Source organism: Rahnella sp. WP5 (assembly GCF_000745615.1).
Classification (GTDB): domain Bacteria; phylum Pseudomonadota; class Gammaproteobacteria; order Enterobacterales; family Enterobacteriaceae; genus Rahnella; species Rahnella aceris.
The window spans coordinates 164121-179257 of the sequence record NZ_JQJR01000012.1; the positions used below are offsets into that span (position 1 = coordinate 164121).

At 52.2% G+C, this 15137-nt stretch carries 11 protein-coding genes; 6 read left to right on the forward strand and 5 right to left on the reverse strand.

The window, feature by feature from the left end; all coding sequences use genetic code 11:
• Window positions 1-291: 291 nt before the first annotated feature.
• The 4 genes from rplM to sspB all read left to right on the forward strand — a co-directional run bounded on the left by rplM (window position 292) and on the right by sspB (window position 2603).
• Window positions 292-720 (forward strand): 50S ribosomal protein L13, encoded by a 429-nt coding sequence (gene rplM, locus EX31_RS12490; RefSeq protein ID WP_013577239.1) that lies wholly within the window; start codon window positions 292-294, stop codon window positions 718-720.
• 16 nt (window positions 721-736) lie between these two features.
• Entirely contained in the window at window positions 737-1129 is a 393-nt protein-coding gene (rpsI, locus tag EX31_RS12495; protein WP_013577238.1) for a 30S ribosomal protein S9, read from the forward strand.
• Window positions 1130-1463: 334 nt separating this feature from the next.
• Entirely contained in the window at window positions 1464-2105 is a 642-nt protein-coding gene (sspA, locus tag EX31_RS12500; RefSeq protein WP_013577237.1) for a stringent starvation protein SspA, read from the forward strand.
• A gap of 3 nt (window positions 2106-2108) precedes the next feature.
• On the forward strand, window positions 2109-2603 hold the full coding sequence (sspB, locus tag EX31_RS12505; RefSeq protein WP_013577236.1) for a ClpXP protease specificity-enhancing factor: 495 nt from the start codon (window positions 2109-2111) through the stop codon (window positions 2601-2603).
• 162 nt (window positions 2604-2765) lie between these two features.
• Here the strand turns inward: sspB and EX31_RS12510 are convergent, their stop codons facing one another.
• Together EX31_RS12510 and gltB are read right to left on the reverse strand one after the other, a co-directional pair.
• Complete coding sequence (locus EX31_RS12510; RefSeq protein WP_013577235.1) at window positions 2766-4184, reverse strand: glutamate synthase small subunit; 1419 nt, start codon at window positions 4182-4184, stop codon at window positions 2766-2768.
• A gap of 9 nt (window positions 4185-4193) precedes the next feature.
• Window positions 4194-8651 carry a glutamate synthase large subunit gene (gene gltB / locus EX31_RS12515; protein WP_037035044.1) on the reverse strand — a complete coding sequence of 1486 codons (4458 nt, stop codon included), beginning with the start codon at window positions 8649-8651 and terminating at the stop codon, window positions 4194-4196.
• A gap of 872 nt (window positions 8652-9523) precedes the next feature.
• On the opposite strand from gltB, the gene arcB reads away from it, so the two are divergent.
• Both arcB and mtgA read left to right on the forward strand, forming a co-directional pair.
• Complete coding sequence (gene arcB, locus EX31_RS12520; protein WP_037035046.1) at window positions 9524-11863, forward strand: aerobic respiration two-component sensor histidine kinase ArcB; 2340 nt, start codon at window positions 9524-9526, stop codon at window positions 11861-11863.
• A gap of 896 nt (window positions 11864-12759) precedes the next feature.
• The gene (gene mtgA, locus EX31_RS12525; protein WP_013577232.1) at window positions 12760-13482 is read left to right on the forward strand and encodes a monofunctional biosynthetic peptidoglycan transglycosylase; all 723 of its coding nucleotides are present in this window, start codon (window positions 12760-12762) and stop codon (window positions 13480-13482) included.
• A 65-nt stretch (window positions 13483-13547) separates the two neighbouring features.
• On the opposite strand, the gene dolP is transcribed toward mtgA, so the two are convergent.
• The 3 genes from dolP to EX31_RS12540 are packed head-to-tail and all read right to left on the reverse strand — an operon-like array spanning window position 13548 to window position 15122.
• Window positions 13548-14123: a division/outer membrane stress-associated lipid-binding lipoprotein gene (dolP, locus tag EX31_RS12530; RefSeq protein ID WP_013577231.1), complete on the reverse strand. Its 576-nt coding sequence runs from the start codon at window positions 14121-14123 to the stop codon at window positions 13548-13550.
• A 9-nt stretch (window positions 14124-14132) separates the two neighbouring features.
• Window positions 14133-14723, reverse strand: a complete 591-nt coding sequence (gene diaA, locus EX31_RS12535) for a DnaA initiator-associating protein DiaA (protein WP_013577230.1) — start codon at window positions 14721-14723, stop codon at window positions 14133-14135.
• A 30-nt stretch (window positions 14724-14753) separates the two neighbouring features.
• Complete coding sequence (locus tag EX31_RS12540; protein WP_013577229.1) at window positions 14754-15122, reverse strand: YraN family protein; 369 nt, start codon at window positions 15120-15122, stop codon at window positions 14754-14756.
• Between the last annotated feature and the right edge of the window lie 15 nt (window positions 15123-15137).

Genomic DNA, 15137 nt, shown 5'->3' on the forward strand with positions numbered 1-15137 from the left:
TGTGGTATAAAAAGGCGCAGTAAAGCCTGCATGGCGAACCCTCAGAAGACGTTGAGGTAAATCTTCCTTTTTGTCGAAAAAGGGTTCGATCTTTGCGGGAGACTTCTCTATAATCTTGCGACCCCACGTTACTACAAAGTTTTTTTCCCGAAACTTTATAAGTGCCAGCATTGGCTATTCGAAGGGGTAGGTTTGCTGGACGATGGTCGTGTGAACCTCAAATACTTATTTTATAAACAAGTAAGCGTTCGGGTGTTCGCCAACGTGTAACTTTAATTGGGTAAGCTTTTAATGAAAACTTTTACAGCTAAACCGGAAACCGTACAACGTGACTGGTTCGTAGTTGACGCTACCGGCAAGACCTTAGGTCGCCTGGCCACTGAACTGGCTCGCCGTCTGCGTGGCAAACATAAAGCGGAATACACTCCGCACGTTGATACTGGTGATTACATCATCGTTCTGAACGCAGAAAAAGTTGCTGTTACTGGCAACAAGCGTAACGACAAGATTTATTACCATCACACCGGCCACATCGGTGGTATCAAGCAAGCGACCTTTGAAGAGATGATCGCTCGCCGTCCTGAACGCGTGATCGAGCTCGCGGTTAAAGGCATGTTGCCAAAGGGCCCGTTGGGTCGTGCAATGTACCGTAAAATGAAAGTTTACGCGGGTAACGAGCACACTCATGCGGCGCAACAACCGCAAGTTCTTGACATTTAATTCGGGATTATAGGCAATGGCTGAAAATCAATACTACGGCACTGGTCGCCGCAAAAGCTCCGCCGCTCGTGTTTTCATCAAACCGGGTAGTGGTAACATCGTAATTAACCAGCGTAGCCTGGAACAGTACTTTGGTCGTGAAACTGCCCGCATGGTAGTTCGTCAACCACTGGAACTGGTCGACATGGTTGAGAAATTCGACCTGTACATCACCGTTAAAGGTGGTGGTATCTCCGGTCAAGCTGGTGCTATCCGTCACGGTATTACCCGTGCACTGATGGAATATGACGAAAATCTTCGTGGCGAACTGCGTAAAGCTGGCTTCGTTACTCGTGATGCTCGTCAGGTTGAACGTAAGAAAGTCGGCCTGCGTAAAGCACGTCGTCGTCCTCAGTTCTCCAAGCGTTAATTTTCTGCTGCTATTGCAGCACAGTGCTTCGGCACGAAAATCAGCGTCAAAAACCCGGTGTTTCACCGGGTTTTTTTATGCCTTTTGTTCCGTAATTGCAGGGGAAATGATCTCCTGACACACAATTCCCCATGAAATCGTCTCACCGTCCCCCACAGCCTGCGTAAAATCTGGTAAACTATCACACACTTTTGTGCCTGTTCGCCGAGCAGTTGACGTTGCCGCGCTTCCTGGCTGGGTTCGCCTTGCCGATGGTTGTCTATGAAACTACGGGACAAAAACTGCAGGCTGGCGATAACTCGCTGTAATATTCTAGATAAACTTGGAGGTTTTCATGGCTGTCGCTGCCAACAAACGTTCGGTAATGACGCTGTTTTCCGGCCCGACCGACATTTTTAGCCATCAGGTACGTATCGTACTGGCGGAGAAAGGTGTCAGTGTCGAGATCGAGCAGGTTGAGATGGATCACCTGCCGCAGGATCTTATTGACCTCAACCCTTACCGCACTGTACCGACACTGGTTGATCGTGAGCTGACCCTGTTTGAATCCCGCATCATCATGGAATATCTTGATGAGCGCTTCCCGCATCCGCCGCTGATGCCGGTTTATCCGGTTGCCCGTGGTGAGAGCCGTCTGATGATGCACCGCATCGAAAATGACTGGTATTCGCTGATGCGTCAAATCGAGCAAGGTTCTGCGACTGAAGCGGACGCTGCACGTAAGCAACTGCGTGAAGAGCTGCTGGCGATTGCGCCAATCTTCTCGTACATGCCTTATTTCAAAAGCGAAGAGTTCAGTCTGGTCGATTGCTACCTGGCTCCGCTGTTGTGGCGTTTGCCAGAGCTGGGCATTGAATTGTCAGGTACCGGTTCGAAAGAGCTGAAAGGCTACATGACCCGCGTCTTCGAACGTGATGCTTTCCTGGCTTCCCTGACCGAAGCAGAGCGCGAAATGCGTTTGCATACCCGAGGTTAAGGTATGGAGATGACCGACATGTCTCCGCGTCGCCCCTATCTGCTGCGGGCTTTTTATGACTGGTTGCTGGACAACCAGTTAACCCCGCATCTGGTGGTTGACGTGACGATGCCTGGCGTGATGGTGCCGATGGAGTTTGCGCGTGACGGACAAATTGTTCTGAACGTTGCGCCGCGTGCTGTCGGCAATCTCGAACTGGGTAATGATGACGTACGCTTTAACGCCCGTTTTGGTGGCGTACCGCGTAACGTGTTTGTACCGATTGCTGCTGTTCTGGCAATTTATGCCCGTGAAAACGGTGCCGGTACCATGTTCGAACCTGAACCTGCTTATGAAGCCGAAGGTGCCTTTGACGGTGACCTGAGCGCTGATGAGCCGACAGAACCGACCATGTCAGTCATTGATGGTGATTTGCCGGATGTGGCTGAAGAAGATCCGGATGATGAGCCGCCGACGCCGCCTCGCGGTGGTCGCCCGGCATTGCGTGTTGTGAAATAACAACCCGCTCAATCCGGCTTCATGCTTAAACCCTGCGTTGTTACGTGGGGTTTTTTATTGCCTTAAATACGCCGCCGCCACTTTTTGCCAGTGCAGATTGCGTACGATTAAAAAACAACGGGGCTGCCATCGCTGGCAGCCCCGTTTTGATGCCCCGTCGGATCAGACTTCGAGGAAGTTCATGATGCCTTCTGCGGCCTTGCGGCCTTCGGCAATCGCTGTCACCACCAGATCAGAACCGCGAACTGCATCGCCACCCGCGAAGATTTTCGGATTGCTGGTCTGGAAGGCGTTGTCGCTGCCTTCAGGGGCAACGATGCGTCCCTGAGAGTCCAGCTCAACGTCATGGGCTGCCAGCCATTCCATTTTGTGAGGGCGGAAACCAAATGCCATCACCACGGCATCAGCTTCCATCACATGTTCGGAACCAGCCACGATTTCTGCACGACGGCGGCCATGTGCATCCGGAGCGCCCAGTTCGGTACGCGCCATACGCACGCCGCATACGCGGCCTGAATCATTCAGCTCGATGCTCAGCGGTTGCAGGTTGAATTTGAAATCCACACCTTCTTCACGCGCATTCTTCACTTCACGACGCGAGCCCGGCATGTTCTCTTCATCACGACGGTACGCACAGGTCACATGGGTTGCGCCCTGACGAATCGAGGTACGCACGCAGTCCATTGCGGTATCACCACCGCCCAGCACCACGACGCGTTTCTTATCCATCGTCACGTAAGGTTCTTCCTGGCTGTCATCGTAGCCCATCAGCTGCTTGGTGTTAGCGATGAGGAATGGCAGGGCATCGTACACGCCCGGCGCATCTTCGTTCGCCAGACCACCGCGCATGGACTGATAGGTGCCAACGCCGAGGAATACAGAATCGTATTCCGCCAGCAGCGCATCAATAGTGATGTCTTTGCCGACTTCGGTATTGAGCTGGAATTCGATACCCATCTCAGTGAAGATTTCGCGACGCTTGGTCATCACTGATTTTTCCAGCTTGAAGGCCGGAATACCGAAAGTCAGCAGGCCGCCGATTTCCGGATGGCGATCGTAAACCACCGCTTTCACACCGTTACGGGTCAGGACGTCTGCACAAGCCAGACCTGCCGGGCCTGCGCCGATGATCGCCACGCGTTTGCCGGTTGGCTGCACGTGAGACATATCCGGACGCCAGCCCATCTCGATCGCTTTATCGTTGATGTAGCGTTCGATGTTACCGATGGTCACTGCACCGAACTCATCGTTCAGGGTACAGGAGCCTTCGCACAGTCTGTCCTGCGGACAAACGCGCCCGCAGACTTCCGGCAGGCTGTTAGTCTGATGCGCGAGGTCGGCTGCTTCCATGATGCGACCTTCGTTCGCCAGCTTCAGCCAGTTCGGAATGTAGTTGTGAACCGGGCATTTCCATTCGCAATAAGGGTTACCGCAGGACAGGCAGCGGTCTGCCTGTGATGCGGCCTGCGTTGCTGAGAACGGCTCGTAAATTTCCACAAACTCAATTTTGCGGATCTTCAGCGCTTTCTTAGGCGGATCAACACGCTGCAGGTCGACAAATTGATAAACGTTTTGACTCATCTTAACCTCTTACTGCGCTTGTACCCGCAGCTCAGCTGCGGAACGACTACGGTGACCCAACAATGCTTTGACATCACTGGACTTCGGTTTTACCAGGGCAAATTTAGGCGCCCATTCCGGCCAGTTCGCCAAAATCTCTTCACCACGGGTCGATGCGGTCAGCTGTACGTGTTCGATGATCAAACCGCGCAGATGCTCTTCATGGATAGCCAGATCGGCTACTTCCAGGACTTCAACCAGTTCCGGGTTAACACGCTTGCGGAATTCGCCATCTTCATCAAGAACATAAGCGAAACCACCGGTCATGCCTGCGCCGAAGTTGACGCCGGTACGGCCCAGCACACAAACAATGCCGCCGGTCATATATTCACAACCGTTGTCGCCGATGCCTTCCACCACGGTGATGGCACCGGAGTTACGTACCGCGAAACGCTCACCCGCGCGGCCTGCAGCAAACATTTTGCCGCCGGTTGCGCCATATAAACAGGTGTTACCGATGATGCTGGCTTCGTGACTGCGGAACGCTGAACCAATTGGCGGACGAATGGCAATGCGGCCACCCGCCATACCTTTGCCCACATAGTCGTTCGCGTCGCCGGTCAGCATTAAATCTACGCCGCCTGCGTTCCAGACGCCGAAGCTCTGGCCTGCGGTGCCGTTGAAGTTAATACGCACCGGATCAGCCGCCATGCCCTGATCGCCATGTTTCTCTGCAATCGCACCGGACAACATAGCGCCAACGGAACGGTCAGTGTTGCGGATATCAAAGTAGAACGCTTTGCTCTGTTTTGAATCGATATGCGGCGCGGCCTGTTCCAGGATGTCTTTATTCAGCTGACCCTTGTCGAACGCCGGGTTGCTTTCGGTGCAGTACACCGCTTTGCCTTCATGCGGCGTGGCCGTTGCCAGTATCGCAGAAAGGTCGAGATTGTTTTGCTTGGCGGTGAAACCGTCCAGCTCAGTCAGCAGATCGGTACGACCAATCAGATCCACCAGTTGGCTGATGCCCAGTTCGGCCATGATTTCACGGGTTTCCTGCGTGATGAACTTGAAGTAGTTCACTACGCGTTCCGGCAGTCCGTGATAATGGTTGCGACGCAGTTTTTCATCCTGAGTTGCCACGCCCGTTGCACAGTTGTTCAGGTGGCAAATACGCAGGTATTTACAACCCAGCGCCACCATCGGGCCGGTACCAAAACCGAAGCTTTCTGCACCAAGAATCGCTGCCTTGATGATGTCGAGGCCGGTTTTCAGGCCGCCATCAACCTGCAGACGGATCTTATGACGCAGGCCGTTCGCCACCAGTGCCTGTTGTGTTTCTACCAGGCCCAGTTCCCACGGACAACCGGCATACTTCACCGAAGACAGCGGGCTTGCGCCGGTGCCGCCATCGTAGCCAGCGATAGTGATGAGATCCGCGTAAGCTTTTGCCACGCCAACGGCGATAGTGCCGACGCCCGGTTCAGACACCAGTTTCACCGAAATCATCGCTTTCGGGTTGACCTGTTTCAGGTCAAAAATCAGCTGCGCCAGATCTTCAATGGAATAAATATCGTGGTGCGGCGGTGGAGAAATCAGGGTCACGCCCGGTACGGAATAGCGCAGTTTCGCGATGTACGGCGTCACTTTGTCACCCGGCAACTGGCCGCCTTCGCCTGGTTTTGCACCCTGCGCCACTTTGATCTGGATAACGTCAGCATTGACCAGATACGCCGGTGTTACACCGAAACGACCTGAAGCCACCTGTTTGATACGGGACACTTTATTGGTGCCGTAACGCGCCGGGTCTTCGCCACCTTCGCCGGAGTTAGAACGTCCGCCGATGCTGTTCATCGCTTCGGCCAGAGATTCATGCGCTTCCGGGCTCAGTGCGCCGATAGACATCGCTGCGGTATCGAAACGGGTAAATAAACCTTCCGCCGGTTCAACCTGATCAACAGGGATCGGCTGGCCTTTTGGCGTGACTTTCAGCAAGTCACGCAGTGTGGCCACCGGACGCTCGTTTACCAGTTTGGCGTATTTCTTATAATCGTCGTAATCACCGCTGTTGACAGCGGCTTGCAGGGTAGTGACCACGTCCGGGTTATAGGAATGGTATTCGCCACCGTGGACAAATTTCAGCAGGCCGCCCTGATCCAGCGTTTTGCGTTTCAGCCACGCGCGCTTGGACAGGTTCAGTAAGTCCTGTTCGAAGTCGCTGTAACCGGCACCGCCGATACGGCTGACGACGCCGTTAAAGCAGGTGTTGCACAGATCCTTCGCCAGACCGACTGCTTCAAACAGTTTCGAGCAACGGTAAGAGGCGACGGTTGATATGCCCATTTTGGACATGATCTTGTACAGGCCTTTGTTGATGCCGTTACGGTAGTTCAGCATCACTTCACGGTATTTCTTCTCGATGACCTGGGAGTCGACCAGTTTTGCCAGGGTTTCGTAGGCCAGATACGGGTAAACCGCAGTGGCACCGAAGCCAATCAGCACGGCGAAATGGTGCGGGTCACGGGCGCTGGCGGTTTCAACAATGATGTTGGCATCGCATCGCAGGCTTTTCTCAACCAGACGCAACTGCAGCGCACCGACGGCCATGGGTGCAGGCAGCGGCAGGCGGTTCGGGGCGATATTGCGGTCAGACAGCACCAGCAGAACCGCGCCGTTACGCACTTTCTGTTCGCCTTCGTCACAGAGTTTCTGGACGAACTGCTCCATATTTTGTTCGGTCGGATCGTACGTAATATCCAGCGTTTCCGCGCGATAGTGTTTGCTGTCGAGCGTGGTCAGCTGTTTAAAGTCAGACCACAGCAGGATTGGCGATTTGAAGCTCAGACGGTGAGCCTGACCTTCGGCTTCGCAGAACACGTTCATCTCGCGGCCAATGCTGGTCGCCAGAGACATCACGTGGGCTTCGCGCAGCGGATCGATTGGCGGGTTAGTGACCTGCGCAAATTGCTGGCGGAAGTAGTCATACACGATACGCGGACGGCTGGAGAGCACGGCAAATGGCGTGTCGTCACCCATGGAGCCGACGGCTTCCTGACCGTTTTCACCCAGTACGCGGATGATCTGATCGAGTTCTTCGCTGCTGTAGCCGAATTGCTTCTGGAAAGTTTCCAGTAAGGTGTCTTCCAGCTCACGGCTACCCACCTGATCTTCCGGCAAGTCTTCGAACGGCACCAGACGCTGAACGTTTTTCTCCATCCATTGCTTATAAGGATGGCGACCCTTCAGATCGTTGTCAGTTTCAGCAGAATGGTGGATTTTGCCGCTGCGGGTGTCGATCACCATCAGCTCGCCCGGTCCGACGCGGCCTTTTTCGACCACTTCGTCCGGCTGATAATCCCAGATGCCAACTTCGGACGCACAGGTGATCAGCTTATCTTTGGTGATGACATAGCGCGCAGGACGCAGACCGTTACGGTCGAGGTTACAGGCAGCATAACGGCCATCTGACATCACGATACCGGCCGGGCCATCCCATGGCTCCATGTGCATGGAGTTAAAGTCGAAGAATGCCCGCAGATCGTCGTCCATGTCCGGGTTTTGCTGCCAGGCTGGCGGCACCAGCAAACGCATGGCGCGCAGCAAATCCATCCCGCCTGCCAGGAACAGTTCCAGCATGTTGTCCAGCGAGCTGGAGTCCGAACCGGTTTCATTCACGAACGGTGAGGCGTCTTGCAGATCGGGGATCAGCGGCGTTTTGAATTTATACGCACGGGCGCGCGCCCACTGGCGGTTACCGGTGATGGTGTTGATTTCGCCGTTGTGCGCCAGATAGCGGAAAGGCTGAGCCAGTTGCCAGCGCGGGACGGTGTTGGTCGAGAAACGCTGGTGGAACAGGCAGATGGCCGATTCCAGACGCAGGTCGGCCAGGTCTAAATAGAAGCGTGGCAGATCCGCAGGCATACACAGGCCTTTATAGATCGTGACCACGTTGGAGAAACTGCACACATAGAAGTCTTTATCCTGAATGCGTTTCTCAATACGGCGGCGCGCCATATAAAGGCGGCGCTCCATGTCACGCGGACGCCAGCCGGCAGGCGCGTTGACAAAAATTTGTTCGATGCGGGGCAGGGAGGAAAGCGCGATTTCACCGAGTACGTCCGGATTGGTCGGAACGTCACGCCAGCCCACCACGGACAGCGTCTCGTTTTGCAACTCTTCTTCAACAATGCGGCGGCTTGCCTCAGCTTCTTTTTCATCTTTGCTGAGGAACAGCATGCCAACGGCATAGTTTTTCGCCAGACGCCAGCCACGTTCTTCAGCAATCATGCGGAAGAAGCGGTCAGGTTTCTGTAAATGAAGGCCGCAGCCGTCGCCGGTCTTGCCGTCAGCAAGGATCGCGCCACGGTGTTGCATACGGGCCAGCGCGTGGATCGCAGTACGCACGACCTTATGGCTAGGTTCGCCTTCTATATGGGCGATCAGGCCGAAACCACAGTTGTCCCTCTCTTGGGATTTATCGTACAACATTACGTGAACCTCCCCAGGCTCTGCGAGACTCTCACACCAATCGCGAGCGGGCTTATACACAGAGGTTTGTCCGCAATTTCGCGCACTCTTGCGGTGCGTTGATTGCCCGGACATCTCCGTCAAAGGCCTCTCGTGATGGTTCTCACAAGTGGTGGTTGACTTGTTTTAATGAGGGAGTCTTCAATTACTGCATAAATATGACGAGTTGCTCACCCGTCGAGATTGCTTCCGGCGGACTCCCAACTTAGCGAGAAAGCACAGACAGGTCAAATGGCGATTTAAGTTATATTAAAAGTGATATAAAGAGATTTAATTATTTGAAATATATATTTTTTATGGGGTTTTTGCTGGCATATTTCCGATGGGGGCATGCACGTAAAGTGTGAGCTGACTCACTATGGGGAAAGCGTAAGATCTCCGCACCGTGCTGGCAGGGGCGTAATTACCAGTATTTTATACTGGAAAATACTGTACCCATGCGGTTTGTCACTGTTTTTAACCTGACAGTAATAATGTGTTAGTCCGGTGTTTGTAATAAGAATTATTCATACTGCCACGAATGACTTTATTTGCAGTAATAATGAATAGTTATGCCTGTGCGAAACGCACCGGGAGAGAAAATATTCGGAGGATAAAAGGAAAAAATGTTAGCTGGACGGCAGTTGGCAACGCGTGCAGCCTGATAAAGCCGGCCGATATTAATAATATCACCGCAGATAATAGTCAATAACTCTGCCCTTATTTCCTGCATTGCACCATGACAAGCCCCTGCAAGGTGCATCTCACAAACTTCACGCTCAATTTATCCCCTGCCATCACGCTGGTGAGGTTTTGCGGTATGATTCAGACGACTTCGTTTTAAGGGAAACGTTATGAAGCAAATCCGGGTTTTAGCGCAGTATTATGTCGATCTGATGGTCAAGCTGGGGCTGGTGAGATTCTCACTGTTGCTGGCGTCTGCGCTGGTGGTACTGGCAATGATTGTCCAGATGGCGGTCACGATGCTCCTGCGCGGGCAGGTTGAGAGTATCGACGTCGTTCGTTCCATCTTCTTTGGTTTGTTGATTACGCCCTGGGCGGTTTACTTCCTGTCGGTGGTAGTTGAACAACTTGAAGAGTCGCGTCAGCGTTTAGCGCGTCTGGTCGATAAACTGGAAGAAATGCGCCACCGCGACCTCGAACTGAATCAGCAACTCAAAGACAACATTACCCAACTGAATCAGGAAATCGCCGACCGTGTGAAAGCGGAAGAAGCGCGTCTGGCAGTGGTCGATAAGCTGAAACTCGAAATGCAGCACCGCGAACAGGCGCAGATCGAACTGAGCCAGCAATCTGCATTATTACGCTCTTTCCTCGATGCCTCGCCGGACCTGGTGTATTACCGCAACGAAGACAAAGAATTCTCCGGCTGTAACCGGGCGATGGAACTGCTGACCGGCAAAAGTGAAAAGCAACTGATCGGCCTGACTCCCAACGATGTTTATACTCCGGATATCGCCGAGAAAGTGGTCGAAACCGACGAGAAGGTTTTCCGTCACAACGTTTCCCTGACCTACGAACAATGGCTGGTCTATCCGGACGGGCGCAAAGCCTGCTTCGAATTGCGTAAAGTGCCGTTTTATGACCGTATCGGTAAGCGACACGGGCTGATGGGCTTCGGACGCGATATTACCGAGCGTAAGCGCTATCAGGACGCGTTAGAGAACGCCAGCCGTGAGAAGACCACTTTTATCTCAACGATCAGCCACGAGCTGCGTACGCCGCTTAACGGCATCGTCGGGCTGAGCCGCATTTTGCTCGACACCGAGCTGGACAAAGAACAGCACAGCTACCTGAAAACCATTCATGTCAGCGCGATCACCCTCGGCAATATCTTCAACGATATTATTGAAATGGACAAAATTGAGCGCCGCAAAGTGCAGCTTGATAACCAGCCGGTTGATTTCACCGAATTCCTCTCCGATCTGGAAAATCTCTCCGGACTGCTGGCCCAGCCGAAAGGGCTGAAATTTATCATGGAGCCTGACCTGCCGTTGCCGCGCAGTATTACGACGGACGGCACGCGTCTGCGCCAGATTCTGTGGAATCTGATCGGCAACGCCGTCAAATTCACCCGCGAAGGTGAGATTGTGCTGAGCGTGCATTATGAACCGAACGATATGCTGCGATTTGTCGTGCGCGATTCCGGTCTGGGGATCCCGCAGGATGAGCAGGACAAAATCTTCGCCATGTATTATCAGGTGAAAGATCAGAACGGCGGTAAACCGGCGACCGGCACAGGGATTGGGCTGGCGGTCTCAAAACGTCTGGCGCAGGCAATGGGCGGCGATATCACCGTCAGCAGCGTGCCGGGTCAGGGTTCCTGCTTTACGCTCGTCGTACGTGCACCAACGCTGGATTCACCGTCTGACCTGGCCAGTGACGAAGAAGACATGCCCTTACCGGCGCTGCACGTGCTGTTGGTCGAAGACATCGAGCTGAACGTTATTGTGGCGCGTTCAGTGCTGGAGAAGTTAGGTAACAGCGTGGAAGTGGCGATGAATGGCCATGATGCGCTGGAGATGTTCGATCCTGAAGAATTCGATCTGGTACTGCTGGATATCCAGTTGCCTGACATGACAGGACTGGATATTGCCCGCAAGCTGCGCACCGATTACGCCGGACAACATCTGCCACCACTGATTGCCCTGACAGCAAACGTGCTGAAAGACAAAAAAGAGTATCTCGATGCGGGAATGGATGACGTGCTGAGTAAGCCGCTGTCTGTTTCCGCGCTGACCGCGATGATTCAGCAGTTCTGGGATCATCAGCCTGACGTTTCCGTAGTGGAAAAGGAGCCCGTAGTGATGAAAGACAGCGAATCGTTGCTTGATACCGCCATGCTTGAGCAGTACATCGACCTGGTTGGGGCGAAACTGATTTATCAGAGTGCGGATATGTTTGAAAAAATGATGCCGGGCTATCTGGCTGTGCTTGATTCCAACATGACGGCACGCGATCAAAAAGGGATTGCCGAGGAAGGCCACAAAATCAAAGGCGCGGCGGGTTCTGTTGGCCTGAAACATTTACAGCAACTGGCACAACAAATTCAGACGCCGACATTGCCAGCCTGGTGGGATAACGTTCAGGAATGGATTGATGAGCTGAAGGCCGAATGGCGCAATGACATCAAAGTATTACGTGACTGGACGGCAAACGCTGAAAAAAAATAACCCCGGCCGAGGCCGGGGTGCGCGAATACTGCGCCAACACCAGGGAAAGAGGTAACCCACGATAGTTTTTAGGGTTCGGTTTTCGCAGGTCTTGGAATTCAGGTTTAAAGTCTAATACATCCTGTAGCAATCAACATAACAAATATAAGCAGAACTGTTACAACATTCATTAAAAACTGTGATGTAGATTAGTCTTTGTCTATACAAAACATCAAGTCTTTATCGCAGGATTTTTGACAGAATACAAATGAAGCATGTTGATGTTGTATTGGCGACATGCAATTTTGCTTATGGAAGTGAACAATAGCAGGCGGTTTTGCAGGTGAATTTGCGACATGCTCGTCTATGAAACCGGTTCTATAAATTGAAAAATTTATTCTAACTTGTTGTAATATATGGTTTAAGTGTGAATTTCAGCGAAATGATCTCTCCGGAGCCAAAAGAGATCTGAAATTTATTTTAAATGAAAAAATTTCACTTAGGTTTATGCGTTTTTTATCTGATAAAAAGGTGCACACCCTGCTGATTTTTTAGGTATCACAGGTGTTGTATTTGACTTAGTGCGTTAACGCATTACGGAATAATTGATGAGAATTTATTCACTTTCACTGATCAGAATCATAAATTAATCTTACGTATCTTTTGTTGATTAGTTTACAAAAATTTTACTTTTTTGCTTAAAAATCAGTCGCAGTGAAAAAAGCAAGAGTTCCTGACTGTTTGACGGAACTCCTTGATGGTAGTGGTTTAATCGGAATTTTTCGTTCTGAATGTAAGCAAAAGTTTCATTGTTATTGCTCAATTGTTAGCAATATTGTGCAGCATTTCGCTAGCCTGATCTTGCAGGTTATTATTGAGATTGATTAGATGGTCGGATGTGTTGTGGAAAGCGCTAAATGAATAAAATTACTCGAAAAGGCCTGTTGCGTACGCCACTGTTATGGCTAAAACGCGCAGTGATACTGTTACTCTGCTTATGGGTAGCGGGCATTCTTCTTTTTTCTTTTTTACCCGTGCCTTTTTCTGCCGTGATGGTGGAGCGCCAGATTTCCGCGTGGCTGACCGGTGATTTTGGTTATGTTGCACATTCGGACTGGGTGCCAATGAGTGAGATTTCCTCACCAATGGCGCTCGCGGTGATGGCGGCGGAAGATCAGAAATTCCCGACTCATTGGGGATTTGATGTCGATGCTATTCAGTCGGTGCTGGATAAAGACGGCGGAAAAATGCGTGGTGCTTCGACATTATCCCAGCAAACCGCTAAAAACCTGTTTCTGTGGGATGGGCGCAGTTGGGTGCGTAAAGGGCTTGAGGCTGGGCTGACCGTGGGTATTGAAACCGTATGGACAAAACGTCGCATTCTGACGGTGTACCTGAATATCGCGGAGTTTGGTGATGGCGTCTTTGGCGTCGAGCAGGCTGCGCAACACTTCTTTCATAAGCCTGCCAGTCGTCTGACTGCATCTCAGGCGGCGTTACTGGCGGCGGTGTTGCCGAATCCGCATCTGTTTAAGGTGAATGCGCCTTCTGCGTATGTCATACGCCGTCAGCAATGGATCCTGCGTCAGATGAGTCAGCTCGGTGGCGAGTCTTTCCTGCAAGAGCATAAACTGCATTAAATCATCCAGGGTTTGAACAAAAAAAGGACAGCCTGAGCTGTCCTTTTTGGTTATAACGTACTGAATTATTTCACGTAGGTAAAGGCTGTGGTGACGTGTTTAACGCCGCTCACGCCCGCCGCTATCCCAGCCGCTGACTTACCTTCTTCCTGCGTCACCAGACCCAGCAGGAACACTTCGCCGTTTTCGGTGGTGACTTTGACGTTAGATGATTTAACCGAATCACTGGTCAGTAACTGAGAACGGACTTTGGTGGTGATCCACGTATCCATTGACGCTGTGCCCATGCTGACCGGCTTACCGGTACGGATTTCGTTGTACACTTCCGTTGCGCCTTCAACACCCATCGCAATTTGTTTTGCGCGAGAAGCCATATCCGCCGTCGGCGCCTGACCGGTTAACAGGACTTTACCCTGATACGCAGTCGCCACGATGCGGGCTTCGTCTTTCAGTTGTTTATCTTTACTCACCGCATTAGAGACACGGGCTTCCAGCGTGCTGTCATCAACCTGAGTGCCGACCGTACGTGGGTCAGTCGTTGTTTTTGTTGCGACGCCAGCCGCACCAACTACCGCAGCGGCGACACAGCCTTGTAACAGAAGGGCGCTTAACAATACAGCAAAGAGAGGACTCGCCTTCATGGGATCTCCTTAATCGTCCTGGTGTGGGAACAGCGTGTTATCTATCAGGTCACAGAGACAGTTAACTGTGAGCATATGCATTTCCTGAATGCGGGCGCTGCGATGAGAGGGAATACGGATCTCAACATCATGAGGCCCCAGTAAACCCGCCAGCTCGCCGCCGTCATAACCTGTTAATGCGACAATGGTCATATCACGGGTTACCGCTGCTTCAACGGCTTTGACAATATCACGGCTGTTGCCGCGGGTAGAAATGGCCAGCAGAACATCACCCGCCTGACCTAAGGCGCGCACCTGTTTAGCATAAATTTCTTCATGCAGTCGATCGTTGGCAATCGCAGTGAGCACAATGTTATCTGCACATAATGAGATTGCAGGAAGGCTAGGACGTTCAGTTTCAAAACGATTAATCAGACTGGCGGAAAAATGCTGCGCATTTGCCGCAGAGGTGCCATTGCCGCAGCACAGAATTTTATTGCCGTTAAGCAGCGATTGCACCAGCGTCATCGCGGCGCGGGAAATCGCGTCAGGCAAGGCTTCTGCCGCCGCAATCTGAGTTTGGATACTTTCTGTAAAGCAGACTTTGATTCTATCCAGCACGGGTTTTCGTCCAGTCAGTCGTCGTAATATTTATTCCGCATTGAAGGCATCACGCAGCCATTCTATCTGGCTGCCGGTGATGGCAAAAACATCAAAACGGCAAGATGATGTGTCAAAGCTTGCGTTCTTTCCTGCAAGCCAGAAAGAGGCAGCGCGTAACAGGCGCTGCTGTTTTTGAATCGTCACGCTGGCCGCCGCACCACCAAAACTGGCGTTGCGCCGGTAACGGACTTCAACAAACACCCAGGTTTGCTGGTCACGCATGATCATGTCAATTTCACCGGCACGGCAGGCCACATTGGCCGCCACGAAGGTTAACCCGGCTTTTTCGAGATAGCGTCGTGCAAATGCTTCGTATTTATCGCCGCACGCCCGCGTTTTTGACAAAAAAGACTTCATCAGTACGTCCTTGTA

Coding starts and splice junctions, on each gene's coding strand:
- EX31_RS12510 (WP_013577235.1), bottom strand. CDS start 4,184: ATGAGTCAAAACGTTTATCAATTTGTCGACCTGCAGCGTGTTGATCCG.
- rpsI (WP_013577238.1), top strand. CDS start 737: ATGGCTGAAAATCAATACTACGGCACTGGTCGCCGCAAAAGCTCCGCC.
- EX31_RS12540 (WP_013577229.1), bottom strand. CDS start 15,122: ATGAAGTCTTTTTTGTCAAAAACGCGGGCGTGCGGCGATAAATACGAA.
- dolP (WP_013577231.1), bottom strand. CDS start 14,123: ATGAAGGCGAGTCCTCTCTTTGCTGTATTGTTAAGCGCCCTTCTGTTA.
- gltB (WP_037035044.1), bottom strand. CDS start 8,651: ATGTTGTACGATAAATCCCAAGAGAGGGACAACTGTGGTTTCGGCCTG.
- sspB (WP_013577236.1), top strand. CDS start 2,109: ATGGAGATGACCGACATGTCTCCGCGTCGCCCCTATCTGCTGCGGGCT.
- mtgA (WP_013577232.1), top strand. CDS start 12,760: ATGAATAAAATTACTCGAAAAGGCCTGTTGCGTACGCCACTGTTATGG.
- rplM (WP_013577239.1), top strand. CDS start 292: ATGAAAACTTTTACAGCTAAACCGGAAACCGTACAACGTGACTGGTTC.
- sspA (WP_013577237.1), top strand. CDS start 1,464: ATGGCTGTCGCTGCCAACAAACGTTCGGTAATGACGCTGTTTTCCGGC.
- arcB (WP_037035046.1), top strand. CDS start 9,524: ATGAAGCAAATCCGGGTTTTAGCGCAGTATTATGTCGATCTGATGGTC.